The organism is Actinoplanes lutulentus (assembly GCF_003259845.1).
GTDB classification, from domain to species: domain Bacteria; phylum Actinomycetota; class Actinomycetes; order Mycobacteriales; family Micromonosporaceae; genus Actinoplanes; species Actinoplanes lutulentus.
In genome coordinates this window covers 763,900-787,191 of sequence record NZ_QLMJ01000002.1, presented here as the reverse complement: position 1 = coordinate 787,191, position 23,292 = coordinate 763,900, and the positions used below count along the sequence as shown (strand labels likewise).

19 protein-coding genes are annotated in these 23,292 nt (G+C 69.8%); 11 read left to right on the top strand and 8 right to left on the bottom strand.

The features are described from left to right. The first annotated feature begins 400 nt into the window (after nucleotides 1–400). Both B0I29_RS06905 and B0I29_RS06900 read left to right on the top strand, forming a co-directional pair. Nucleotides 401–1,426, top strand: a complete 1,026-nt coding sequence (locus B0I29_RS06905; protein ID WP_111647972.1) for a hypothetical protein — start codon at nucleotides 401–403, stop codon at nucleotides 1,424–1,426. A 35-nt stretch (nucleotides 1,427–1,461) separates the two neighbouring features. Then, entirely contained in the window at nucleotides 1,462–2,874 is a 1,413-nt protein-coding gene (locus B0I29_RS06900; protein WP_245972291.1) for a sulfatase-like hydrolase/transferase, read from the top strand. Here the strand turns inward: B0I29_RS06900 and B0I29_RS06895 are convergent. Genes B0I29_RS06895 through B0I29_RS06880 form a run of 4 tightly spaced genes read right to left on the bottom strand, consistent with a single transcriptional unit; the run spans nucleotide 2,865 to nucleotide 6,550 of the window. After that, on the bottom strand, nucleotides 2,865–3,374 hold the full coding sequence (locus B0I29_RS06895; protein ID WP_111647970.1) for a ribonuclease FAU-1 family protein: 510 nt from the start codon (nucleotides 3,372–3,374) through the stop codon (nucleotides 2,865–2,867). The genes B0I29_RS06900 and B0I29_RS06895 overlap by 10 nt on opposite strands. Nucleotides 3,375–3,405: 31 nt before the next feature. Next, nucleotides 3,406–4,158, bottom strand: coding sequence for a phosphatase PAP2 family protein (locus B0I29_RS06890; protein WP_111648059.1), 753 nt, complete (start codon nucleotides 4,156–4,158; stop codon nucleotides 3,406–3,408). A gap of 10 nt (nucleotides 4,159–4,168) precedes the next feature. Beyond that, entirely contained in the window at nucleotides 4,169–4,840 is a 672-nt protein-coding gene (locus B0I29_RS06885; RefSeq protein WP_111647969.1) for a phosphatase PAP2 family protein, read from the bottom strand. 9 nt (nucleotides 4,841–4,849) lie between these two features. Continuing rightward, on the bottom strand, nucleotides 4,850–6,550 hold the full coding sequence (locus tag B0I29_RS06880) for a methyl-accepting chemotaxis protein (protein ID WP_111647968.1): 1,701 nt from the start codon (nucleotides 6,548–6,550) through the stop codon (nucleotides 4,850–4,852). A gap of 151 nt (nucleotides 6,551–6,701) precedes the next feature. Here B0I29_RS06880 and B0I29_RS06875 point away from each other — a divergent pair, with 151 nt between their 5' ends. Both B0I29_RS06875 and B0I29_RS06870 read left to right on the top strand, forming a co-directional pair. Further along, a complete protein-coding gene (locus B0I29_RS06875) occupies nucleotides 6,702–8,987 on the top strand; it encodes a putative bifunctional diguanylate cyclase/phosphodiesterase (protein ID WP_245972289.1) in 2,286 nt (761 codons plus the stop codon). A 46-nt stretch (nucleotides 8,988–9,033) separates the two neighbouring features. Continuing rightward, complete coding sequence (locus B0I29_RS06870; protein WP_111648058.1) at nucleotides 9,034–10,680, top strand: serine/threonine-protein kinase; 1,647 nt, start codon at nucleotides 9,034–9,036, stop codon at nucleotides 10,678–10,680. 4 nt (nucleotides 10,681–10,684) lie between these two features. On the opposite strand, the gene B0I29_RS06865 is transcribed toward B0I29_RS06870, so the two are convergent. Beyond that, complete coding sequence (locus B0I29_RS06865; protein ID WP_111647966.1) at nucleotides 10,685–12,130, bottom strand: ATP-binding protein; 1,446 nt, start codon at nucleotides 12,128–12,130, stop codon at nucleotides 10,685–10,687. A 208-nt stretch (nucleotides 12,131–12,338) separates the two neighbouring features. Here B0I29_RS06865 and B0I29_RS06860 point away from each other — a divergent pair, with 208 nt between their 5' ends. Beyond that, entirely contained in the window at nucleotides 12,339–13,865 is a 1,527-nt protein-coding gene (locus tag B0I29_RS06860) for a M28 family metallopeptidase (protein WP_221402285.1), read from the top strand. 588 nt (nucleotides 13,866–14,453) lie between these two features. Here the strand turns inward: B0I29_RS06860 and B0I29_RS06855 are convergent. Next, nucleotides 14,454–15,422, bottom strand: a complete 969-nt coding sequence (locus B0I29_RS06855; RefSeq protein ID WP_181557714.1) for an FUSC family protein — start codon at nucleotides 15,420–15,422, stop codon at nucleotides 14,454–14,456. 86 nt (nucleotides 15,423–15,508) lie between these two features. Between B0I29_RS06855 and B0I29_RS06850 the strand changes: the two genes are divergently transcribed. Continuing rightward, a complete protein-coding gene (locus tag B0I29_RS06850) occupies nucleotides 15,509–16,066 on the top strand; it encodes a hypothetical protein (protein WP_111647963.1) in 558 nt (185 codons plus the stop codon). 30 nt (nucleotides 16,067–16,096) lie between these two features. Here the strand turns inward: B0I29_RS06850 and B0I29_RS06845 are convergent, their stop codons facing one another. Next, entirely contained in the window at nucleotides 16,097–17,029 is a 933-nt protein-coding gene (locus B0I29_RS06845; RefSeq protein ID WP_111647962.1) for an alpha/beta hydrolase family protein, read from the bottom strand. Between the two features lie 94 nt (nucleotides 17,030–17,123). Beyond that, the gene (locus tag B0I29_RS06840; protein ID WP_111647961.1) at nucleotides 17,124–17,450 is read right to left on the bottom strand and encodes a hypothetical protein; all 327 of its coding nucleotides are present in this window, start codon (nucleotides 17,448–17,450) and stop codon (nucleotides 17,124–17,126) included. 378 nt (nucleotides 17,451–17,828) lie between these two features. Between B0I29_RS06840 and B0I29_RS06835 the strand changes: the two genes are divergently transcribed. The 5 genes from B0I29_RS06835 to B0I29_RS47775 all read left to right on the top strand — a co-directional run bounded on the left by B0I29_RS06835 (nucleotide 17,829) and on the right by B0I29_RS47775 (nucleotide 23,277). Then, nucleotides 17,829–18,950 (top strand): ABC transporter substrate-binding protein, encoded by a 1,122-nt coding sequence (locus B0I29_RS06835; protein WP_245972287.1) that lies wholly within the window; start codon nucleotides 17,829–17,831, stop codon nucleotides 18,948–18,950. A gap of 25 nt (nucleotides 18,951–18,975) precedes the next feature. Then, a complete protein-coding gene (locus B0I29_RS06830) occupies nucleotides 18,976–19,836 on the top strand; it encodes an ABC transporter permease (RefSeq protein ID WP_111648057.1) in 861 nt (286 codons plus the stop codon). Further along, on the top strand, nucleotides 19,824–20,624 hold the full coding sequence (locus B0I29_RS06825) for an ABC transporter permease (protein ID WP_111647959.1): 801 nt from the start codon (nucleotides 19,824–19,826) through the stop codon (nucleotides 20,622–20,624). The genes B0I29_RS06830 and B0I29_RS06825 overlap by 13 nt, the downstream gene beginning before the upstream one ends. Continuing rightward, nucleotides 20,621–21,646, top strand: coding sequence for an ABC transporter ATP-binding protein (locus tag B0I29_RS06820; protein ID WP_111647958.1), 1,026 nt, complete (start codon nucleotides 20,621–20,623; stop codon nucleotides 21,644–21,646). The genes B0I29_RS06825 and B0I29_RS06820 overlap by 4 nt, the downstream gene beginning before the upstream one ends. Before the next feature lie 128 nt (nucleotides 21,647–21,774). Then, nucleotides 21,775–23,277, top strand: coding sequence for a cellulase family glycosylhydrolase (locus tag B0I29_RS47775; RefSeq protein ID WP_111647957.1), 1,503 nt, complete (start codon nucleotides 21,775–21,777; stop codon nucleotides 23,275–23,277). Nucleotides 23,278–23,292: the final 15 nt, after the last annotated feature.

Here is a 23,292-nt window from a genome sequence, read left to right as displayed (position 1 = left end):
AAGCCGACAGATCGGCTCGAAGACCCGAAGTCAGTAGCTCAGTGGGTCAGACCCCGGGCGGGAGGTGCTCACCACCAATCCTCTCTGTAGCTCAGAGATGTCATCGGACCTTCATAACGCGCCTGAACGACGGCCGCGGGACATGAGCCGTCGTCCAGGCACGTTATCGCTGGCCCATAACAGGGCTGAGCTACGGCTCGCCGCCCCACCGCCCCACCGCCCCACCGCCCGAAGCACCGAAGCACCGAAGCACCGCACGCGACCACAAGCGCCAGCCGGCTTCGGGCGGATTGTCGGGGTGGCGTACTGCGGCTGTTTCCTCTCAGCTTCGGAGGGCGGCCGGGTGGCGGCGGCCCTCGGCGGGATAGCGGCACGTTGTGGATTGGGCGAGCATGCTCGGGTGCTCTTTGTGTTCTCGTTCCTGGCGTCCGGCGCCCTGTACGTCTTCGGGCTGTTCCTCACCGGTGAGGGGTTCCTGCCGTTCGGTGGGGCTCTGACGCTGGGCGCGCTGCTGGCCTATGTGCTGACCTGGCGCCGCCCGCACCCCGCGCTGGTCACCGGGCTGGCCCTGCTGGCGGCCGGCGTCGGCCTGGTGGAGGCGCGTACCGGCGCTACCGCCGATCTGACCAGCGGCGACGGCCTCCTGGGCCTGATCGAACTGGGCCTGCTGACCGGCGGCGTGGCAGCCCTCGCACTGGCCGTCCTGAAGCAGGCTCAGAGCCGCGGACCAGCAAGACCCAGCCCGGCGAAAAACAACCCGGCGCAGCCCAGCCCGCCAAAAAACAACCCGCCAAAAAACAGCGCGGCGGAAAACAACCCGCCAAAAAACAACCCGCCAAACAGCGGTCCCTCCAAACACCCCGCCGCAGGCTTCATCGCGGCGGGCGTGTTCGGGGCGACCGTGGTGATGTTCGGCGCCGAGCAGGTGGTCAACGTCTACGTAGGGCCGGGTGAGATTCCGCCGAACATCGGGAACCGGGCGAGCCTCCTGCTGATCCCGGCCGGTGTTCTCATCCTGGCCGGGTTCGCCATCAACGCCGCGGTGCTGCGCCGCGGGCCGCTGCTGGCCGCCGCCGCGGGCCTGGTGCCGCTGGCCCTGCTCGTGGTCGGCGCGATGTCCTCAGCCGGCGGCAACGACCTGGTGTCGGCCCAGCCCGGCCCGCCGGACATCCGGCAGTGGGAACTCCACGTCGACGCGTATCGGTACGGCGTGGACACCTTCGAGACGATCGCTGCGGACTCGGACGGCGCCTACACCACGTACGCATACGTGGACGTGGACAGTGCGCCGAACCGCTGGGATCGGTTCTGGTCGGCGCTCGGCGCGACGCTTCTCCTGCTCGGCGTGGCCCTTGTCGTCAGCGCTCTCCGCCGGCCGGATTCCCGGTTTGGGATAACCCTTTACTCCTATCGAGATGGTGGTTAATCTCGGAGCGCCTTCCTCGATCCACAGGAGACGACGTGACTGACCGTGGGACCACCCGCCGGGGCGTGTTCGGCGCGCTCGCCGGCGCTGCCGCCGCCACCGCCCTGCCCGCCGAGGCCGCCTTCGCCGGCAGCCCGGACAAGGGCCAGGATGAGAAGCCGTTCGCGGCAACGACCGCCAAGGGCAAGGGCAAGCGCCCCAACATTCTCTTCATCCTCGCCGACGACCTCGGCTGGGCCGACCTGAGCAGTTACGGCTCGCCGGACATCGCGACGCCGAACCTGGACCGGCTCGCCAAGAGCGGCGTCCGCTTCACCCAGGGGTACTCGGCCGGCGCGGTCTGCTCGCCCACCCGGGTCGCGCTCTACACCGGGCGGTACCCGGGCCGCACGCCCGGCGGCCTGCCCGAGCCGATCGGCGCCGTCAACGACCGCGACGGCATCCCCGCGACCCACCCGACGCTGGCCTCGCTCCTGCGCGCGAAAGGGTACGCGACCGCCCTGATCGGCAAGTGGCACGGCGGCTTCCTGCCGAACTTCAGCCCGCTGCGCACCGGCTGGGACTACTTCTTCGGCAACTACTCCGGCGGTGTCGACTACTACTCGAAGTACAGCCACACCGGCAAATATGACCTGTTCGAGGGCGAGACCGAGGTCCCGAACGACGGCCGGTACTACACCGACGTCATCGCCGACAAGGCCGAAGAATATGTCCGTAAAAAGCATGACAAGCCCTGGCTGCTGAACCTCAACTTCACCAGCCCGCACTGGCCCTGGGAAGCCCCTGGCGACCAGAAGATCAGCGAAGAGATCACCGCGAAGATCAAGGCCGGCAACGCCCAGGCGATCTTCCACTACGACGGTGGCTCGCTCGACACGTACACAAAGATGGTGGAGAACCTGGACAAGCGGATCGGGCAGGTGCTCAACGCGCTGCGCCAGACCGGCCAGGAGGAGAACACCCTCGTCGTCTTCGCCAGCGACAACGGTGGCGAGCGGTTCTCGTACAACTGGCCGCTCACCGGCAACAAGGGCAGCCTGCAGGAGGGCGGCATCCGGGTGCCGACGATCCTGCGCTGGCCGGCCCGGATCCGTCCCGGCCAGGTCAGCCACGAGCCGGTCGTCACCCACGACTGGACGGCCACCCTGCTGGAGATCGCCGGCGCCGAGCCGAGCGCGGACTTCCCGCTGGACGGCTCCAGCCTCGCCGGTTACCTGCTGCGCGGCTCGGACGCCCCGGAGCGGGACCTGTTCTGGCGTACCCGGGCCAACCGCGCCCTGCGCCGCGGCAAGTGGAAATATCTCCGCCTGTCCACCAGCGACGCCCTCTACGACGTCGAGACCGACCCTCGCGAACAGGCCAACCTCGCCGCGAAGCACCCGGAGATCGTCGCCGAGCTGCGCGCCAAGTGGGAAGAGATCAACGCGAGCCTGCTCAGTTACAGCTGATCGACATAGGCGGCCAGCCTGGCCGCGGCGGCCGTCTCGAACGGCTCGATCGCCGCGGTCAGCCGGCTGACCAGGTCGTCGGTGGTCGCGCGGGCCTGCGCGATCACCGGCGGCGGGTACCCGTACAGGATCTGGTGCTCGGCGAACTCGTCCTCGTCGAGCACCCGCACCGAGCCGTCGAAGAGCCGGACCACATCAAGATCAAGATCAACGGCACGGACCACCCCACCTTCGTACGATGGAGGCGTCGTGACATCGACGTAGACGGAGACATCCGTATCGGCCGTCGACGGGTTGAAGCTGGCGATCCAGTCCCCCACCCTCGGCACGAGAGTGATGAAGTCGTGCGGCTGGCGGACCGGTTCCTCGTACCCTCTGGTCATGATCGTCCCGGAGCGCGCGCCGAACCACAGACCGTGCGCATCGGAGCCGAGAGGCTCCAGCGGATAGTGCCAGTGCAGCGAGCCGCCCCACTTGGTGAACCGCATCGCCGCGCTCATGACGCGACGGCGGCGAGGGCCTCGACCTCGATCAGACGGCTGCCCGGCGTGACGGCGACGACGTGGCTGTATCCGTTCGGCGCGGGCGGGGAAGGGAAATCGAGCGTGGCCATCCCTTCACCCTAGGCAGTCGCCAGGAGACCGCGCGATCCAATATCGCCCGGGACATCACGATCACGCAGGTGATGCCGTTGATGAACGCCGCGACGACGTCGCTCGGGTGGTGCATGCCCCGGAACATCCGGGAGAACGCCACCGCGACCGGTACCAGGACCAGCGCCCAGCAGAGCGCCTTGAGCCAGGTGTGCCGGACCAGCCCGGCCAGCAGCAACGCCAGACCCAGGTAGAGCGCGACCGAGGCCGACGTGTGCCCGGAGGGGAAGCTGGAGGTCGGCGGCGAGGCGTCGAGACGCTCCACGTCCGGGCGCGGCCGGTCGATCGCCTTCGTGGTGAAGAAGAAGACCAGGGCCTGCGCGGTGACCGCGAGGCAAAGGAAGACCGACTCCCGCCAGCGGTGCAGCACCAGCCGCAGGATCACCGCGACGACCGCGGTGACCGCGATGATCCAGCCGGTGTTGGCGACCGCGCTGACCCAGCCGGAGATCTGGGTGAGTGGCTCGACGCGGTCCCCGGCGAACTCCCGGTTCACCCCGTCCTCGATCGTCAGCGGCCACCAGTGCGCCGCCTGATGGGTGAGCAGCAGCCCGAGCCCGATCAGGAACAGCAACAGGATGCCGATCGGCAGCACGATCCGGATGAGAGCTTGCTTAGCTAGTGCGACCACGACCGCCGCATTACCCGGTGACGGGCTCCGGAACACCTCTCCGGGAATAGACGGCAGCCGAAGCGACAGCGATCGCGGCACCGAGGAAGAGGCCGGCCGTCACGTCGCTGAGCCAGTGCACGCCGACAACCACCCGGGTCAGGGCGGTGACCAGCGGAAGCACGATCATCGCGGTCCACAGGGCGGCGCGGGCACCGGGCCGGCCGCGCAGGATCGGCAGCAGGACCAGCAACAGAATCGCGGCGCCGAGGGCGCTGTTGAGAGCGTGCCCGGAGGGGAACGCGTATCCGGACGCCTTCGCGATCGGCTCCAGGAACTCCGGGCGGGCCCGGCTGAACACCAGCTTGAGGACGGCGCCGAGCACACCGCCGACGATCATCGTGCCGGCTGCCCAGAGCGCTACCGACCGCGCGCCGCGGCGGAAGAGCCAGATCACCAGAACCAGTACGGCGAGCCGCCAGCTGGTCGGACTGAGGATGTGGGTCAGCCACGTCGACACGTCCACCCAGCCGGCACCCGCGAGCGCCGCCGCGTGCATGCGGTCGGAAACCGTATCGTCGAGGGTGTGCAGCGGCGCCCAGCGCACCGCGACCAGCGCCGCGATCAGCACGAACGGGACGAGCAGCGGGAAGGCCACCCGGTTACGGGCCGCGATGTCGATGTCGGAGTGGGTGGTCGGCATAGGCGCTCATTACCCCACATCGCCGCTGCGAAGCACCTGTGGGGCCGGTCCGGCCGCGAGCTCACCGATGCCGCCGAGCGCGTCACGCACCTGGTCGACCAGCGCGCTGATGGTCCGCTGCTGGTCGTCGGCGACCGAGCTGACCTGGCCGATCGCCTCCTGGACGCGTCCGATCGCCTCGGTCATCGTGGCGACCGCGCCGGAGACGTCGGTGGCGGTGCTGGTCAGCATGCCGAGCGTCGCGGTGATCCGCTCGGCGGATTCGGCGGTGTCGTCGGCCAGCTTGCGGACCTCGTCGGCGACGACCGCGAAGCCGAGACCGGCCGGTCCGGCGCGGGCCGCCTCGATGGTGGCGTTCAGCGCGAGCATCCGGGTCTGCCCGGCGATCGAGCCGATCAGCGCCGCCAGGTCACGGGTCGCCGGCAGGGTCACGGTGAGCGCCTCGACGGCCCGGTCGGCCTGCGCCGCGTTGCCGGCCATCCGCTCGGTGGCGGCGTGCGCGGCAGCCGAACCCGCGTTGATGTCGGCCACCGAGGCGCGTACCGCGTCGACACCGCGCACCGCGTCGCCGAGCCGGCCGGACACCCCGCTGATGATCTGCTCGGACTCGGCGCGGACCCGTTCGGCCGTCTCCCGGCGGTGCTCCTCCTGCTCGTGCAGGCGGTCCTCGTGTTCGGCGGTCTCGCGTACCCTCATCTTCTCGATCTCGGTGGTGTCCCATTCGATCGCGGTGAGCATGTCGTTGATGGCGCCGCCCAGCGCGTCGATATCCGGGCTGTTCGCGGGCGGCACCCGCAGCGTCAGGTCACCGGACTTCCGGATCTTCTCGGTGGTCTTCCGCAGCGGCCGCACCTGGACCCGGACGGCCCGGCGCTGGGCCATCGCGATCATCGCCCCGGCCAGCGCGACGGTCATCAGCACCACGATGCCGAGCCGCAGCAGCGTCGACTGGGCCAGTACGTGGATCGGCCGGTCGTTGAACGACTCCAGGGTCACCGCGACGCCGTCCACCCCGACGATCGTGCAGGCCACCGCGATTTTGTCGCCGACCGTCGTGGTGGTCACCCCGATCGTGCCGAACGGACTGGCCAGCTCGCGCAGCGCCTGCGCGCCCTCGCGCGGCGCGGACCGCAGGGTGATCGAGTCGTCGGTCTGCCCCGCCAGCGACGCCACCGCCGCGGCGTCCAGCGCCCGCACGATCAGCAGGGCGCCCTTCGGGTCGCCGGCGCCCTGGTCCTGGTACGCCGCGAAGCTGCAGAACTCGGCCGGTTCGCCGGTCACGCTGGTCAGGCCGCAGAAGCCGTCGCCCGGTTCGGCCGCGGGCCGGATGTATTCGAGCATGGTGGCCGGGTCGGCGAACCCGGACGGCATCGGCGCGTACTTCCCGTCCCGCATGGTGCCGCCGACCCGGATCGTGCCGGTGGCGTCGACGCCGACCGCTGCGGTGATGCCGTACTGGTCGCCCAGCACCGACGGGGGCAGGTCGACGGCGAACTGCTCGTCGTCACCGGCCGCGATGTCCTGGTACAGGCTCGTCCAGATCGAGTTCGTGACGCCGAAGTCGCGCAGCCGCTGGGCGTGCGCGGCGATCGCCACCCGCAGCTCCTCCGCCTCGCGGCCCAGCTCGTTGCGTTCCAGCTGGTCGAAGGCGCGCAGGGTGATCAGGTAAACCGGCGCGGCGAGCACCACGAGCATCAGCGCGACCAGCATCAACGTGGGTGGCAGCTCTCCGCGCCGAAACGCCGCAAGCGGACGGAACCACCCCACAGCCTCCTGTTCGGCACCGGCCGGACTTTGCTGAGCACCCACCATGCAACCCGGGTCGTCCTCAGACACCGGCGGCCTGGGACGATCTCCAATCGTGCGGAACGTTCGGGTTCAGCTCTGGTCGGGCTGGCTGGTGGTGGCGACGATCGCTGCCCTGTGCTTCCCGCTCGTGCCCGACGACAGCGTGCCGGCGAAGATCTACGTCAACACCGTCGGCGTCTCGTCGGTGCTGATGCTCTTCTTCGGCATCCTGCGGAACCGCCCGGAGCACCGGGGCGCCTGGCTGCTCTTCGGCAGCGGTGTGGCGATCTTCGTCTCCGGGGACGTCACGTATGACGTCACCGAGTTGCGGCTGGGCGAATATCCGTACCCTTATTGGGCGGACGCGCTCTATCTCTGCGCGTACCCGATGCTCTTCGCGGGTCTGTCGCGGCTGGGCCGCGGCAGCGGCGACCGGGACCGTGGCGGCCTGATCGACGCCGCGGTGATCTCCACCGGGATCGGGCTCATCTACTGGGTGTTCGTGGTCGGGCCGACGCTCGAGGACGCCGGTTCGCCGGTGCTGGAGCGGCTCGTCACCATCGGGTACCCGCTCTCCGACGTGCTGCTGACCGCCGCGACCGCCCGGATGCTGACCCGCGCCGAGAACCGCACACCGAGCCTGCGGCTGCTCGCGGTCGGCGCGATGCTCATGCTGACCTGCGATCTCATCTACACGACGATGTCCAGCTCGGCGGAGTACACCGGGGGGTTCGTCGACTCGGGGTTCCTGATGGCGTACATCTGCTGGGCGGCCGCCGCGCTGCATCCCAGCATGCGCCAGAGACCGCGCAGCGGCGTCGAGGCGAACCGGGTCGGCGGGCGCCGGCTCGCGATCCTCGCCACCTGCTCGCTGCTCGCGCCCGGCCTGCTCGTCATGCAGGGCGTCCAGGACCCGGCGAACATCGCCTGGGCCGGCATCGGCGCCGGGGCGGTCACCCTGTTCCTGCTGGTCCTGGCCCGGACCTGGGGTTTCGTGAAGCAGGTGCAGGCGCAGGCCGGCCAGCTCGAGGACCTGGCCATGCACGACGAGCTGACCGGGCTCTCCAACCGGCGCCGCTTCGAACGCCGGCTCACCGCCGCGCTCGCCGAGGGCTCACCGCACGTGCTGCTGCTCGACCTCAACGGTTTCAAGGCGGTCAACGACCGGTTCGGCCACGCCGTCGGCGACGAGCTGCTCGTCGTGGTCGCGCAGCGGCTCAGTGCCGAGCTGCCGGCCGGCGCCCTCGCGGCCCGGATGGGCGGCGACGAGTTCGCCGTGCTGCTGCCCGGCATCACCGCGGAGGCCGCCGAGGACCTGGCCGGGCACCTGCGGGCCGCGATTCACCGGCCGGTGCGGGCCGGCGGCCAGGACCTGCTGGTCGGCGCGAGCGTCGGCATCGCCGACGACACCGGCCTGTTCCGCCTCTCCGGGAAACCCGGACGAAACCCACGCGATCATGACCTCCCTTCGGTCGGCCATGCCGCGGTGGAGGTCCTCCGCCGCGCCGACGTGGCGATGTACGCGGCGAAGGCCGACGGCGGGCGGCACCGCCGGTACGCCGCCGTCCTGGACGACCAGGCCGGCGAGGAGGCCCGCCTCGGCGCCGAGCTGCGCGCCGCCATGGACTCCGGCGAGCTGTTCATGGTCTACCAGCCGATCGTGGAACTGCCGCACGGCCGGGTCGAGGCCGTCGAGAGCCTGATCCGCTGGCAGCACCCGGACCGCGGCCTGATCAGCCCGTGCGACTTCATCCCGGTGGCCGAGCGCACCGGCCTCATCGTCGAGCTGGGCGAATGGATCCTGCGGACCGCCTGCGCCCAGCACGTCGCGTGGCGTCGCAGCGGCATCGCACCCCGCCGGATGGGTGTCAACGTCTCCGCACGCCAGCTGGCCGAGCCCGGGTTCGCCGGCATGGTCGCGGCGGTGCTGGCCGAGACCCGGATGGTGCCGGGCGACCTGATCGTCGAGGTCACCGAGACCGCGGTCTTCGGCGGCGGCGCGGCGGTCCGGGCCGTGCACGAGCTCACCGAGTTCGGCGTGGAGATCGCCTTGGACGACTTCGGCACCGGCCACTCGTCGCTCGGACTTTTGCAAACCCTTCCGGTACGCGTACTCAAGGTCGACAAGTCGTTCGTGGAGAACGTGACCCTGGCCGGCAGGCACGCGGTGATCGCCACGTCGCTGATCCAGGTCGCCAACGGACTCGGCCTGGTCGCGGTGGCCGAGGGCGTGGAGACCGCGGAGCAGGCCGAGGAGCTGTACCGGATCGGGTACCGCCGGGCGCAGGGGTACCACTTCGGTCATCCGGCCCGGGTCCCGGAGTTCGCGCGTAATGAGGCATCCACCAGTAAGTTCTGACATATAGCGGTTTGCCGCTGGGCGAGCCTTTGTAGCGTCCGTGGCCGTGAGCACACCCCTGCGGCCGGACGACCCGCGCCGCCTCGGCGGATACCACCTCCATGCCCGGCTCGGCGAAGGCGGCATGGGCGCGGTGTTCCTGGCGCACGACGCCGACGACCGCCGGGTCGCGATCAAACTGATCCGCCCCGAGCTCGCCGCCGACCCGGCGTTCCGGGCCCGGTTCCGCAGCGAGGTACGCCGGGCCCGCCAGGTGCCGCCGTTCTGCACCGCCGCGGTCCTCGACGCCGACCCGGAGCATCCGACGCCGTACCTGGTCGTCGAGTACGTCGAGGGCGCCAGCCTGGAGGAGATGGTTCGCCGGGACGGCCCGCTGCGGGGCGGCGCCCTGCACAGCGTGGCGATCGGGGTGGCCACCGCGCTCGCCGCGATCCACAGCGCCGGGGTGATCCACCGGGACCTGAAACCGGCGAACGTGCTGCTGTCCCTCGGCACCCCGAAAGTGATCGACTTCGGCATCGCGCGGGCGGCCGAGGCGCCGACCGAGCACACCCGGCCGGATCAGATGGTCGGGACGATCGCGTACATGGCGCCGGAACGCTTCGAGACCGGCGAGGCACGGGCGGCGGCCGGCCCGGCCATGGACGTGTTCGCGTGGGGTGTGCTGGTGGCGTACGCGGCGACCGGGACGACACCGTTCGCGGCGGACTCACCGGTAGCGACGGCCGCACGCATCCTCACCCAGCCTCCCGACCTGGACGGCCTCGACGGCCCGATGCGGGACCTGGTCCTGACCGCCCTCGCGAAAAATCCGGAGGAACGGCCGAGCGCGCACGACCTGCTGACCCTGTTGCTGGCCGTGGGCGCGAGCCTCGCGGAACAGCCGCAGGTCCAATGGGCCGCTCTCGCCATGCGCAACAACGCCGAGGCCGAGGCGGCGAGAGCCGAGGACGCTGAGGCCGCGTGGGCCTGGGTCGCCCGCCGGCGGCGCCGGAGCCGCCGTCTTCGCACCATGGCCGCCGTCACCGTCCTGGCCGTCCTCGCGATAGCCGCCGGCGCCGGCGTCGCGGCCGTCCTCGCGGACCAGCCCCGGCCTGACTCCACGAGCGCTCTGAGCATGCTGACGGTCGCCGACCCGCTGAGCGGGCCGGGCCTGTGGCAGCCCGCTTCGTCCTCCGGCCCGAGCGGCGGCTGCACCTTCGCATGGAACGGGCTGGTCGCGAGCCGGACCACCGGCTCGCTCTATCGTTGCCCTGGCCCGGACATGCACTTCGCCAACCCGATCGTCGCCGTCGACATCGCCCTGCCTTTCGAAGGAGAATGCGCGGCCGTCTGGCTACGGGTCGGGCCCCAGGGCGCTTACCGGATCGCCGTCTGTGCCGACCGCCTGACGCTGGTGGCCGAGCGCCCTTTCCCCGGCGAGGACAGCACGATCACCACGAGATCGGTGTCGCTCGGCAACGCGAACGGCGACCCGTACCGCGGCCGGCTCACCGTTCTGGCCCGCGACCGGTACATCGAAGCCGACCTCGACGGCGAGACGCTGATTCACACGCGGCTTGCCGGAGACTTCATCGAGTACGGCTGGCTCGCCCTCGGTGTCGTGCGGGACGACACCTTCCGGGCACGGCCCACCGGCACCCCGGACTCCGGGCTCGTCCACTTCGCCAACGTCCAGGTCTGGGAGCCCTGAGCCGTCACGGGGTTCCGCGCAGCTCGCGCACCGCCGTCAGCAGCTCCTGCTGGCTGATCGGGTCCGCTCCCCCGCCCCGGGCGTCCTGCATCGCCTTGGTCAGCTGGACCCGCCGCAGCACCTCCTTGATGTCGGCGCCGGTCATCCCGGTCGCCGCCACCCCGAGCGCCCCGAAGTCCAGGTCCTCGGCGAACATCCGGAACCCCGGCGTCTCGTGCACCGCGATCAGCGCCCGGACCATCTTGCGGAAGATCTCGGAGCGGGCCGTCTCGTCCGGTTTCGGGACGCTGACCTTGATGTCGAACCGGCCGGACCGGATCAGCGACTCGTCGACCCGGTGCGGGAAGTTCGTGGTCGCCACGACCAGCACGTTCGGGTTCGCCTCGATGAGGTCGTTCATCTCCTGCTTGAAGATGCCGGCGACCGCGTTCAGCGCCTGGCTGGCCGCGTCACCACCGGCGCCCGCGTAACTGACGATCGAGTCGAACTCGTCGAACAGCATCAGTGTCGGCACCCGGTAACGCCGGGCATCCCGGAAGATCTGCTTGATGTTGCGTTCCGAGCCGCCCAGCCACTTGTCCAGGATCTCCGGGGTGCGGATCTCCCGGAAGTCGGCGCCGATCTCGTTCGCCAGTGCCCGGGACAGCATCGTCTTGCCGGTGCCCGGAGGCCCGTACATCAGAATGCCCTGAGGGCGGCGTGCCCCCCAGCGTGCCATCGCCTCCGGATGGCGGAAGGAGACCGCCACCTGGCGTAGTTCCGACACCACGCCGGCCAGGCCACCGACCATGTCGAGGGTGACCGCCTGGGTGGTCATCGGCGTCTTCGACACGGTCTCCCGGCTGACCACGTAGTGCCGGCCGGTCAGCGTGTCCGGTCCGCTGATCTCCAGCACCGCCTGCAGCGTCAGCGTGACGAACGCGCGCAGGTGGCCGGCGCCGGCCTCGTCGCGCGGCATCCGCGCTTCGAGCCGCGCGACGGTCCCGCTCTCCTCGTACGTCACGGTCGCCTGCAGACCCACCACGGCGTCGGCGAGCACTCCCGGTTCGCGTTCGGCCGCCGGCCCGGTGGGCCGATCAAGACCCAATTTCCGGTACGCGGCCGCGGCCGCCGTGCCGACGCCATCGACGATTCGGGTGGCGACCGGGTCGCCGGCCGCGATCCGTTTCGAGAGCAGCAGGCCGATCGGGTCCTGGCCGAGCACGATTTTGCGCATCCGCTCGGTCGACATCGGCTCGGCACCGGCCGAGATCCGGGCGGTGAACACGTGGTTCTCGCCGTTGGCCGACACCGTCATGTCCACTCTCTGCACCGGCGACGGCCAGGTCGAGCGCCGCAGCAGCTCGACCGGGTTCACCCGGGCCGCCGCGAGCAGGGTGACCGCGTCGACGATCTCGACGGTGGCGCCCGCGTACTCGAAGGTCTCGCTGCCTGGCCGTGCTTCCGACATGCCGTCCTCCGCCTGGTTCGGTGCGTTCCGGCTAGGTTTTGGGGAGTACCCGCTCCACCAAGAGTGACACGCCGGTGCACAAGCGACTCCGCCCCGCTTCCCGCAGGCATCCAAGCGGGTTAATCTCAGCGACGCTGACAACCCTCGATGTCGCGGGCTCACGCCGGTTCCGGCGTGGATCGCGACCATCGCACGGAGGAGAGTTTCGTTGCGAAAACTGGCCATCCCCGTCATCGCGACACTGCTCGTCGCGGGTGCCGCCCAACCAGCGGCCGCCGGTGGCGGGCACCACCATTCCGAGAGCTCCAAGCGTCTGCGCGAGGCGGTCACCGTCTCCGGTGTGCGTGATCATCTGAAGGCGTTCCAGAAGATCGCCGACCGCAATGACGACAACCGCGCCTCGGGCACGCCCGGCTTCGAGGCGAGTGCCGCCTACGTGAAGAAGACGCTCAAGAAGGCCGGCTACCGGGTCACCGAGCAGAAGTTCATCTTCCCGTTCTTCGACGAGCTCGCTCCGGCCCAGCTCACCCGGGTGTCCCCGGCCGGACCGGCGTACGAGACCCACACGTTCGACTTCTCCGGCACCGGCGACGTCACCGGTCAGGTGGTCCCGGCGCTGAACAACGTGCTGCCGCCCACCCCGGCGCCGTCGTCGCTGGCCGGTTGCGCGCCTGCCGACTACGCCCCGGCGTCGGCGACCGTCACCCAGATCGCCCTGGTCCAGCGTGGTGGCTGCAACTTCATCGTGAAGGCGCAGAACGCGAAGGCCGCCGGGTACGACGCGGTGATCATCTTCAACGAGGGCCAGCCGGGCCGTGACGACCTGCTCACCGGCACCCTCGGCGAGCCGTTCGACCTGCCGGTGGTGGGTCTCAGCTTCGCCGACGGCAGCGCCCTCGCCGCCGCCGCTTCCGCCGGAACCGTGACGGTACGCGCGCAGACCAGCACGTTCACCGACCCGAACGCGACGACCAGCAACATCATCGCGGACAGCAAGGGCGGCGACCCGAACAGGGTTCTCGTCGTCGGCGCCCACCTCGACTCGGTCACCGCCGGTCCGGGCATCAACGACAACGGCAGCGGTTCCGCGACGATCCTGGAGATCGCCGAGCAGGCCGCGAAGTTGAAGGTGAAGACGAACCAGAAGCTGCGGTTCGCGTTCTGGGGTGCGGAAGAGGCGGGCCTGCTCGGCTCCGAGCACTACGTCACCACGCTCAGCGCCGCTGACCAGGCCAAGATCTACGCGAACCTGAACTTCGACATGGTCGGCTCACCCAACTACGTGCGGTTCGTCTACGACGGCGACGGCTCGGACACCGGCACCGCCGGCCCGGACGGCTCCGGCCAGATCGAAGCGGTCTTCAACGACTACTTCACCGCGCAGGGCCTCGCCAGCGACCCGACGGCGTTCGACGGCCGCTCCGACTACGGCCCGTTCATCGCGGTCGGCATCCCGGCCGGCGGCCTCTTCAGCGGCGCCGAAGGCGTCAAGACCGCCGAGCAGGCAGCGGAGTACGGCGGCGTCGCGGGCGAGCCCTACGACCCGTGCTACCACGCGGCCTGCGACGACATCTCCAACCTGAACAACCGCTCGCTGAGCGAACTCGGCGACGCGGCAGCCCACGCGGTCTACACCGTGGGTCGCCTGAAGGGCGCCCTGGCGTCCCCGGCAGCCCCGGCCACCACCGGCGAGGGCGCAGCCAGCGGCGGCTCCCACGGCCACCCCGCCAGCTAACAAGTTCCACCCGGAGGGCGCCGTCACGTTGACGGCGCCCTCTTCCATGCTCACTTTTCAGCAACCCAGCCCCGGAGCCGGCCAGCCACCGCAGACAAGCAAGGCGCGCAGCCAAGCAGGGCATAGCCGCCGCCCGTTTCGCCCGGCTGGCGCATGTGGCTGTGCTGAAACGTTGCAGCACAGCCATGAGCGCCAGCCAGTTCAGTCCGGTTCGGTCCGGCTAGCGCTAGTGGTTGCTGTGAAACGTTGCAGGACAGCCGTAAGCGCCAGCCGGTAAGCCGGTCCTGCCAGCGCTCAGCGCAGGGGCCCAGTCCGGCCCCCTCACCCGAAATCGACACACAGGCAACCCACCCCAACCGCGTGTCGATTCAGGGCGCGATCCGCACCCGAAATCAACACACAACCCGAGTGGCATCCGTTGCGTGTCGACTTCAGGCGCCGTCCGCACCCCAACTCGACACACGGCGCGGGAGGCACGACCGCGTGTCGACTTCAGGTGCGATACGCACCCCAACTCGACACACGGGCGAAGCGGCCCCGCGCCGTGTCGGCTTTGGGTGCGATAGGCGCCTTGACTCGACACGCGGGTCAGGGGGTGGGGTGGGGTTTGGTGAGGTGGTGGGTGGTGAGGATGGCGGCGCAGGCTACGGCTGCACCGATTGCCGTCTCCAGGCCTCGGTCCCAGAGGAGGTCGGCCGCCGGGCGCGGGGCTGCTACCTGGTTCATCAGCAGCGCCAGCGGGGTGATGAAGAGCATCGCCAGGCCGTAGTTGCGGGCTACCACCAGCTCGGCCGCCACCTGGAGGAGGGCGAGGATCGCCACTGCCGGGTACGGGTCGAAGCCCGGCGCCAGCAGCACCGCCGCCAGGACCAGGCCGGCCGATGTTCCGGCGATGCGGTGGCCCGCCCGGACCAGCTGGGCTGATCGGCCCTGGGCGGACAGGGGTGCCACCGCTGCGACCGTGGCCCAGTACGGGTGGCCGATGCCGAAACCCGTCGCGATCGTGCCGGCCATCAGCGCCGAGGCGGCGCACGTGAGCGAAGCGGGGAAGGCGTGCGCCAGCGTTACGCGTACCCCAGAAGGGGTTGGATCGGAAGGCGCGGGGACCGCGCCCACGAGCAGGGAGAACGCCGCGCTCGCGGCGGCGACGCCCAGTGCCGCCGGCAGGTCCGTGAGGTGGTGCGGGACCGACGCTACGGCGCCGAAGGCGAAGACCAGGAAGAGGGCGCCGGGTGGGTGCCAGCCGGCGATGGTGGCGAGGGCGGTGCCGGCGCCGGCGATCAGGGCGGCCATCGGGACGGCCAGCCAGGTGCGGTCGTCGAGGACGCTGATCAGTACGCCGAGCAGGACCGCCAGGACCAGGGCTGATGCGGCGCCGGACTGCATCGTGAAGCGGGCGCGACCGGTGCGGGTGCGGCCGTAAAGAGAGGTGAAGGCGCCGAAGGCGGCGTACATCGACCAGTGCGGGCGGTCGAGCAGCAGCACGACGAGCAGCGGGGTCGCCACGCTGACGCCGGCCCGTAGCGCCGCCGGGGCGTCCTTCAGCAAGATCCCCATGATGAGTTCGACCATAAATCAGCGAGGGGCGCAATAGTCACTTCTGTGCGATGACCTGCGGAGGTTGCCTCTGGCAGCATGACGAAATGTTGGTCTTGTTCGCGCACAGCGGTACCGGCTCGACCGTCGCCACGGTGCACCGCGGCGACGGGGTGGTCCTTCAACTACCCGGTTACGACCGGAAACATCGGGTTCCCCACGATCTGGCGCACTTCGCCACCGAGCGCACTCTCGGCCTGAGCGACGGCGTCTTCGGCTCTATCGCGGCCGGTGGGGTCTTCTCCAATATGAAACTGATCAGCGGGAAACCGAGGCACGACGCCGCGCAGCGCAGCAGGCTGCTGCTCGAAGCGCACAAACGCGCTCTGACCACGGCGGAGCTGCTGGCCGGGGTGGTGCACCAGGTGGTCGAGGACGGCGACGCCGACCGGGTGACCGCGCTGGCCCGGGACGCGTGGATCTCGTTCGACGGGGGTGACTTCCCCTGGTCCGACGAGCAGGTGACCCGGGCCGCGGCCGAGCTCGGTGAGCTCGCCGTCGAGTGGGAGGCGCACGGCGCGGTCCGGGCGGTGTGGCCGGACGATCTGGTCGCGCCGATGCCGGTACCCCATGGGGTGAAACGCGGCCGGCGCGGCCGCACCTAGAGGGCGCGGCCGCGCAGTCAACAGAAGGACCTACTTGACGTACGTGACCGTGACGTTCGCGTCCGCGGCGTCGCCGGTGGTGTAGACGTACTTCTTCGCCGCGCTGTCGCCGGTCTGGGCGAGCAGCCACTGGGCGGACCAGCGGGCGATCGTCTCGACGCCGACGGCCTGGTTCAGCGTCTGCGCGGAGGCGTCCGGCAGCGCGCCTGCCGGGTTCTGGCCATTGGTGATGCCGTAATGGTTGGTGCCGGCGACCTGGATGAAGGCCTTCGGCGTGCCGGCGGTCAGGTTGTACGTGGTCTGACCCTCACTCGTCGTGGCCACCCCGTCCGCCGTGCCCTGGATGTATCCGACCGGCACCGTGTTGAGCACCGGCAGCACCAGGTCGGTGCCGTAGAGCACGTTGTTGCCGCCGTAGGTGACGACCGCCTCGAGCTCACTCGGCGCGATGTTCGCGATCGCGCAGAACGGGATGATGCAGAGCCCGGCGCTGATGCTCAGCGCGGTGGCGGCTCCGAACGAGTGGCCGGCCAGGACCAGCTCGTTCTCGTTGATGCGCTTGTAGAGCGGGGATGCCGGGTTGTCGTCCTCGGCGTCGGCCCAGTCGACGGCCCAGCCGGCCTGCGCACCCTCGGGGTAGAGGCCGCTCACGCCGAACAGGGATCGGGTGTGGTTGGGGACGGCGACGACGAACCCGTACGAGGCGAGGGTCGACGCATAGGTGGAGTAGTGGGACTTGTCGACGTTGGCGCCCTGGAGGAAGAGCGCCACCGACAACCGGGTCCCGGTCGTCGGGTAGTACACGTCGGCACTGTCGCCGTTGATGGTCGTCGTGTAGCTGGCGACCGCCGTGGTCGCAGCGGCCGCGGGGGTCGCGGGGGTCGCGGCGAACGTCACAGCGAGGAGGGCAGCCGAGATCGCCGCGGCCCGCTGTTTCCAAGAACGGAACAACGTCACATTCATGGATACGGACTATGTCGATGGATCCGGTCGTAGTCAAGAGGTGTCCAGACACGCGGAATCCACCCATGGCCAGTTACCGGTAGGGAGGCGCGGACTATCGCGTAACAGGGCGCGCGAAGAAGACAGCGCCGAGCAGCAGCTGTGCCACCGGGATCGCCAGGACCGTGAACAGCATCGCTCCCTGCGGCCGCATGCCCAGGTGCAGCAACGTCATCAGCACACTGAGCGCGAGCAGACTCATCCACGCCGCCCGATCCGACGGTCGTTTCCAGAGCTGAAACCCGCACGGCAGGCAGACCAGGGCGAGGACGGCCAGTCCGGCGAGGACAGCCGGTGCGTGTCCCGCGTGCTCACCGGCGAGGGCCAGGTGCACCGCGATGCCCGCGATCCCGAGAACCGCGGCGAGCCGTCCCGGATTCATGATCGCGGATCATGCCACAACCGAGACCCGCGTCACAGCGGGGCAACCAATCCGCGACACCGGTCCACTAGCCGTCAGCACCCCCCGCCGGCCGGACTTGTCCCCAGCAAAACGGCCGGCACCGGAGAAGGGCTCCGTTCCTCCCCGCCAGGAGGCGCGGGGCCCTTCTCCGTCTTGTAATCAAAGATCACTTTCGATCACGGCGGCGACGTGGGAAGGTGCGGAAAGAGCCCCCTTCACCCGAGGTCCAGGCAAAGGAAACCCTGCCGCGGCCAAATGTCGCCGTCCGGTTTCCTGCCGTACTCCTGCCCTCAACCCAGCACTTTCATGATCCACCCAGCGCACATCGTTACCGGTGGCGCAGAAGGAGGAACAACAGTGCGCACGTTTTCCCGCACGGCCGCGGTGACTCTCGCGGCCGCGACCATAGTCTCGCTCTCCACGGCGTGCTCCCCGCCCGAGAAGGAGTCCGCCGCCTCGTCCAGCAGCGCGGCGACCGCCACCAGCGCGGCTGACCTCGGTGGCCTGGACGCCCTGATCGCCGAGGCCAAGAAGGAGGGTGCGCTCAACGTCATCGCGCTCCCACCGGACTGGGCGAACTACGGTGAGATCATCAAGGCGTTCGGCGACAAGTACTCCATCAAGGTCAACTCGGCGCAGCCGGACGGCTCCAGCCAGGACGAGATCAACGCCGCGACCCAGCTCAAGGGCCAGGACACCGCGCCGGACGTCTTCGACCTGGGCATGTCCGTGGCGACCGCGAACACCGCGCTCTTCGCCCCGTACAAGACCGAGAAGTTCGACGAGATCCCGGCCGACCTCAAGGAAGCCACCGGGGCGTACGTCAACGACTACGGCGGCTACATGTCGATCGGTTACGACAGCTCCAAGGTGCCGGCCCCGACCAGCGTGGCCGACCTGCTGAAGGCCGAGTACAAGGGCAAGGTCGCGCTCAACGGCGACCCGACCCAGGCCGGCGCGGCGTTCGGCGGCGTGCAGCTCGCGTCGATCGCGAACGGCGGCACCGTCGACGACATCAAGGCCGGTGTGGACTTCTTCGCCCAGCTCAAGAAGGCCGGCAACTTCCTGCCGGTCGACCCGACCTCGGCGACCATCGAGTCCGGCCAGACCCCGGTCGTCTTCGACTGGGACTACCTGAACGCGGCCCAGTCGGCGAAGACCCCGACGTGGAAGGTCTTCGTCCCGTCCGGCTCGGTCCTCGGCTCGTACTACGCCCAGGCCGTCAGCAAGGACGCCCCGCACCCGGCCGCCGCGCGGCTGTGGCAGGAGTTCCTCTACTCCGACGAGGGCCAGAACCTGTGGCTCAAGGGTGGCGCCCGCCCGGTCCGTGCCGACGCCATGCAGAAGGCCGGCACGATCGACGCGGCCCTGTTCGCCGCGCTGCCGAAGATCGAGGGCACCCCGGTGATCCCGACCGAGGCGCAGAGCACCAAGGCGAAGGAATACCTGACCGCGAACTGGGCCAAGGCCATTGGCTGAGGTCGTCGCGGCAGCTCCGCAGCGCGTGGCCAAGCGGCCACGCCTGCGGGGCGCCGCCCTGCTCGGCACGGTGCCGTTCTTCGCCTACGTGGCGATCTTCCTGATCATCCCGACGCTGGTCGTGGTGATCGGGGCGTTCGCCTCGGACGACGGCGGGTTCACCCTGTCCAACGTGCGCTCACTCGGCGACGCGTACATCGTGGAGGCCTTCGGCCGCAGCATCGCGCTCTCCGCGATGAGCGCGCTGATCGGCGCGGCGCTCGGCGCCGTCCTCGCCTACGCCCTGGTCACCGCCCGCCCGGACGGCATCCTGCGCCGGGTCGTCACCTCGGCGGCCGGCGTGCTCGCGCAGTTCGGCGGCGTCACCCTGGCGTTCGCCTTCCTGGCGACCATCGGCCTCTCCGGCTTTCTCACCCTCTGGTTGTCCGACCACGGCATTGATCTGTACGGGAATGGCGTCTGGCTCTTCGAGCTCCCCGGCCTGACCCTCGTCTACACGTACTTCCAGATCCCGCTCATGGTGATCGTGTTCCTGCCCGCTCTGGACGGCATCCGGCCGCAGTGGCGTGAGGCCGCCGAGAGCCTGGGCAGCAGCACCTGGCAGTACTGGACCCGGGTCGCCGGACCGCTGCTCGCACCGGCGTTCCTCGGCTCGGCGCTGCTGCTGTTCGCGAACGCCTTCTCCGCGTACGCGACCGCGGCCGCCCTGGTCAGCCAGGGCAGCCCGATCGTGCCGCTGCAGATCCGCGGCGCCCTGACCAGCGAGGTCGTCCTCGGCCAGGCGAACCTCGGCAAGGCCATGGCCCTCGGCATGGTGATCGTGGTGGCGGTCGTCATGACGCTGTACGCCCTGCTTCAGAAAAGGACTGCGAAATGGCTGGGCTAGCCGCCAAGCGGGCCCGCAAGCAGCGCGCCTTCCGCTGGACCGTGCTGATCGTGCTCGGCACGTTCTTCCTGCTCCCGCTCGCCGCGATGGTCGAGTTCAGCACCCGCAACTCCGAGACCTGGCCGCTGCTGGTGGACTGGCCGCAGCTGAGCGCCACGTACCCGGACCTGGCGAACGGCATCGTCTCCTCGCTCGGCCAGGCCGCGCTCACCTCGCTGCTCATGCTGGTCCTGCTGGTGCCGACCGCGATCTGGGTCCGGCTGCGACTGCCGAAACTGCGGCCGCTGGTCGAGTTCCTCTGTCTGCTGCCGCTCACCATCCCGGCGATCGTCCTGGTCGTCGGCCTGGCCCCGGTGTACGCGTGGGTCAACTACCTCATCGGCGGCTCGTCACTGACGCTCGTTTTCGCGTACACAATCCTGGTCTTGCCCTATGCCTATCGCGCCATCGACGCGGGGCTCTCCGCGATCGACGTGAAGACCCTGGCCGAGGCGGCACGCAGCCTCGGATCCGGCTGGATGACGGTGATCTGGCGGGTGGTGCTGCCGAACATCCGCTCGGCCGTGCTCTCCGCGGCGTTCCTCACCGTGGCGCTGGTGCTCGGCGAGTTCACCATCGCGTCGCTGCTGCACCGCACCAACCTGCAGGTCGCCATCGATTACCTCGGCAAGAGCAGCGCCACCATGTCGGTCGCCGTCTCGCTCGCCGCACTGCTGCTGGCGTTCGTCCTGCTGATCGTCCTGTCCCTGTTCGGCGACCGCCGGACGACCGCCAAGGAGAAGTCATGACCGGCGTGGCCGTGCATCTGGAGGGCTTGCGCCGGACCTTCGGCGCGACGCACGCCCTCGACAACCTGGACCTGCGGATCGAGCCGGGCGAGCTGATCGCGCTGCTCGGGCCGTCCGGCTGCGGCAAGACCACCGCGCTGCGGATCCTCGCGGGCCTCGACGACGCCGACGCCGGCCGGGTCCTGGTCGGCGGCAAGGACGTCACCGGGCTGCCGGCCAGCAAGCGGGGCATGGGCATGGTCTTCCAGGCGTACAGCCTCTTCCCGCACCTGGACGCGCAGCGCAACGTCGAGTTCGGCCTGCGTCTGCGCGGCCGCAAGGACGCTGCCACGCGCTCGGCCGAGATGCTGGAACTGGTCGGGCTCGCCGGCTTCGCGAAACGCTTCCCGCATCAGCTCTCCGGCGGCCAGCAGCAGCGGGTCGCGCTGGCGCGCGCCCTCGCCATCGAACCCCAGGTGCTCCTTCTGGATGAGCCGCTCTCGGCCCTCGATGCCAAGGTACGCGTACAGCTGCGCGACGAGATCCGCAGGATTCAGACCGAGGTCGGCACCACGACGCTGTTCGTGACGCACGACCAGGAGGAAGCCCTGGCGGTGGCCGACCGGGTCGGCGTGATGAAATCCGGCAAGCTGGAGCAGCTGGCCGCGCCGGCCGAGATCTACCAGAAGCCGGCGACCGCGTTCGTGGCCGACTTCGTCGGGCTCAGCAACCGCCTGGCCGGCACCGTCCACGGTGACGTGGTCGAGGTGCTCGGCACCCGGCTGCCGCTGGTCACGCCGCACACCGGCGGCTCGGCGGTGACCGCGCTGGTCCGGCCGGAGGCGGTCGGGGTCACGCCGGACGCCACATCGGAGGCGAAGGTGCTGACCGCCAGTTTCCTCGGGCCGACCAGCCGGGTCACCGTGACGGCCGGCGATCAGCTCGTGGTCGCCCAGGTGCCGAGCGGGCAGCTGCCGTCACTGACACCGGGCACCGCGGTACGCCTGGAACTACAGCCGGTTCCGGTGGCGCTACAGGACTGACATGAACAGGGCCGGCCGCTGTTCACAGTGGCCGGCCCGGTTTTACACACCTCGATGCTCGGGTTACAGTCGGGACCCTTGGGAGCGCTCCCAGTCCCCTCTCCCACACCATCCCCCGAGGTGTAGCAGTGAAACGCAGAGCCAAAGTCCTCCTGGCCACGGCAGCCGCCGTGGCCGTCGCGTCGGCAACCGCGTTCTTCGCGTTGCCGGCCGGCGCGGAGACCGCGACGTTCACCGTCACGAACTCCTGGAACAGCGGTTACCAGGGCCAGGTGACGGTCAGCAACGAGTCGTCGTCAGCGATCAACACCTGGAAGGTGGAGCTGACGCTACCGTCCGGGACGACGGTCGGCCAGGCCTGGAGCTCATCGATGAGCGTGGCCGGGAACACGTACACGTTCACCCCGGCCGGTTGGAACGCGACGATCGCGGGTGGAGCGGCGACCAGCTTCGGGTTCATCGTGAACGGGACCGGCCGGCCGACGAGCTGTCTCGTGAACGGGAAGGCTTGCACCGGGTTGGGCGTACCCACGTCTCCGAGCGCGACCGGATCGCCCAGCGCGACCGCCTCGCCCAGCTCGTCACCCAGCGCGTCGCGCAGCTCTTCGCCGAGCGCGACCGCGTCGCCCAGCTCTTCACCGAGCGCATCGCGCACCTCTTCGCCGAGTGCGTCGCCCAGCGTGACCCCCAGCGTGACGCAGCCGCCGGCCGGGACCACTCCGGTGGCGATCAACGGGCAGCTGAAGGTCTGCGGGACCAAGCTCTGCAACGCGCAGGGCGCGGCGGTCCAGCTGAAGGGCATGAGCACGCACGGCCTGCAGTGGTTCCCCAGCTGCTACACCGATTCCTCGCTGGACGTCCTGGCGAACGAGTGGAACGCGGACCTGTTCCGGATCTCGATGTACGTCCAGGAGGGCGGCTACGAGACCAACCCGAGCGGGTTCACCTCGCAGGTCAACAACCTCGTCGAGAAGGCCACGGCCCGCGGACTCTACGCGCTGATCGACTTCCACACGCTCACGCCGGGTGACCCGAACTACAACCTGGAGCGTGCCAAGACCTTCTTCCGGGAGGTCTCCGCCAAACACGCGTCGAAGAACAACGTGATCTACGAGATCGCGAACGAGCCGAACGGCGTGAGCTGGGCGCAGATCAAGAGCTACGCCGAGCAGGTCATCCCGGTGATCCGCACGAACGACCCGGACGCCGTCGTGATCGTCGGCAGCCGCGGCTGGTCCTCGCTGGGCGTCTCCGAGGGCTCGACCTCGTCCGAGATCGTCAGCAACCCGGTGAACGCGGCGAACATCATGTACGCGTTCCACTTCTACGCGGCGTCGCACAAGGACAACTACCGCGCCGAGGTGGAGAAGGCGGCCGCCTCGATCCCGCTGTTCGTCACCGAGTTCGGTTCGGTCGACTACACAGGCGGCGGCGCGGTCGACACGGCCAGCACGAACACCTGGCTCGACCTGCTCGACCGGCTGAAGATCTCCTATGCGAACTGGACGTTCTCCGACGCGAGCGAGGGCAGTGCCGCGCTCAAGCCGGGCACATGCAACGCCGGCTCGTTCTCCGGAACCGGGTCGCTGACCGAGTCGGGCGCACTGATCCGGAACCGGATCCGCGCCTGATCCACTGCTCCGGGC

Bases quoted from the DNA above. Each gene is read 5' to 3' on its own strand.
- B0I29_RS06895 (WP_111647970.1), bottom strand. From the start codon at position 3,374: ATGAGCGCGGCGATGCGGTTCACCAAGTGGGGCGGCTCGCTGCACTGG.
- B0I29_RS06885 (WP_111647969.1), bottom strand. From the start codon at position 4,840: ATGCCGACCACCCACTCCGACATCGACATCGCGGCCCGTAACCGGGTG.
- B0I29_RS06880 (WP_111647968.1), bottom strand. From the start codon at position 6,550: ATGCTGGTCGCGCTGATGCTCGTGGTGCTCGCCGCGCCGGTTTACCTG.
- B0I29_RS06865 (WP_111647966.1), bottom strand. From the start codon at position 12,130: ATGTCGGAAGCACGGCCAGGCAGCGAGACCTTCGAGTACGCGGGCGCC.
- B0I29_RS06855 (WP_181557714.1), bottom strand. From the start codon at position 15,422: ATGGGGATCTTGCTGAAGGACGCCCCGGCGGCGCTACGGGCCGGCGTC.
- B0I29_RS06850 (WP_111647963.1), top strand. From the start codon at position 15,509: ATGTTGGTCTTGTTCGCGCACAGCGGTACCGGCTCGACCGTCGCCACG.
- B0I29_RS06845 (WP_111647962.1), bottom strand. From the start codon at position 17,029: ATGAATGTGACGTTGTTCCGTTCTTGGAAACAGCGGGCCGCGGCGATC.
- B0I29_RS06840 (WP_111647961.1), bottom strand. From the start codon at position 17,450: ATGAATCCGGGACGGCTCGCCGCGGTTCTCGGGATCGCGGGCATCGCG.
- B0I29_RS06825 (WP_111647959.1), top strand. From the start codon at position 19,824: ATGGCTGGGCTAGCCGCCAAGCGGGCCCGCAAGCAGCGCGCCTTCCGC.
- B0I29_RS06820 (WP_111647958.1), top strand. From the start codon at position 20,621: ATGACCGGCGTGGCCGTGCATCTGGAGGGCTTGCGCCGGACCTTCGGC.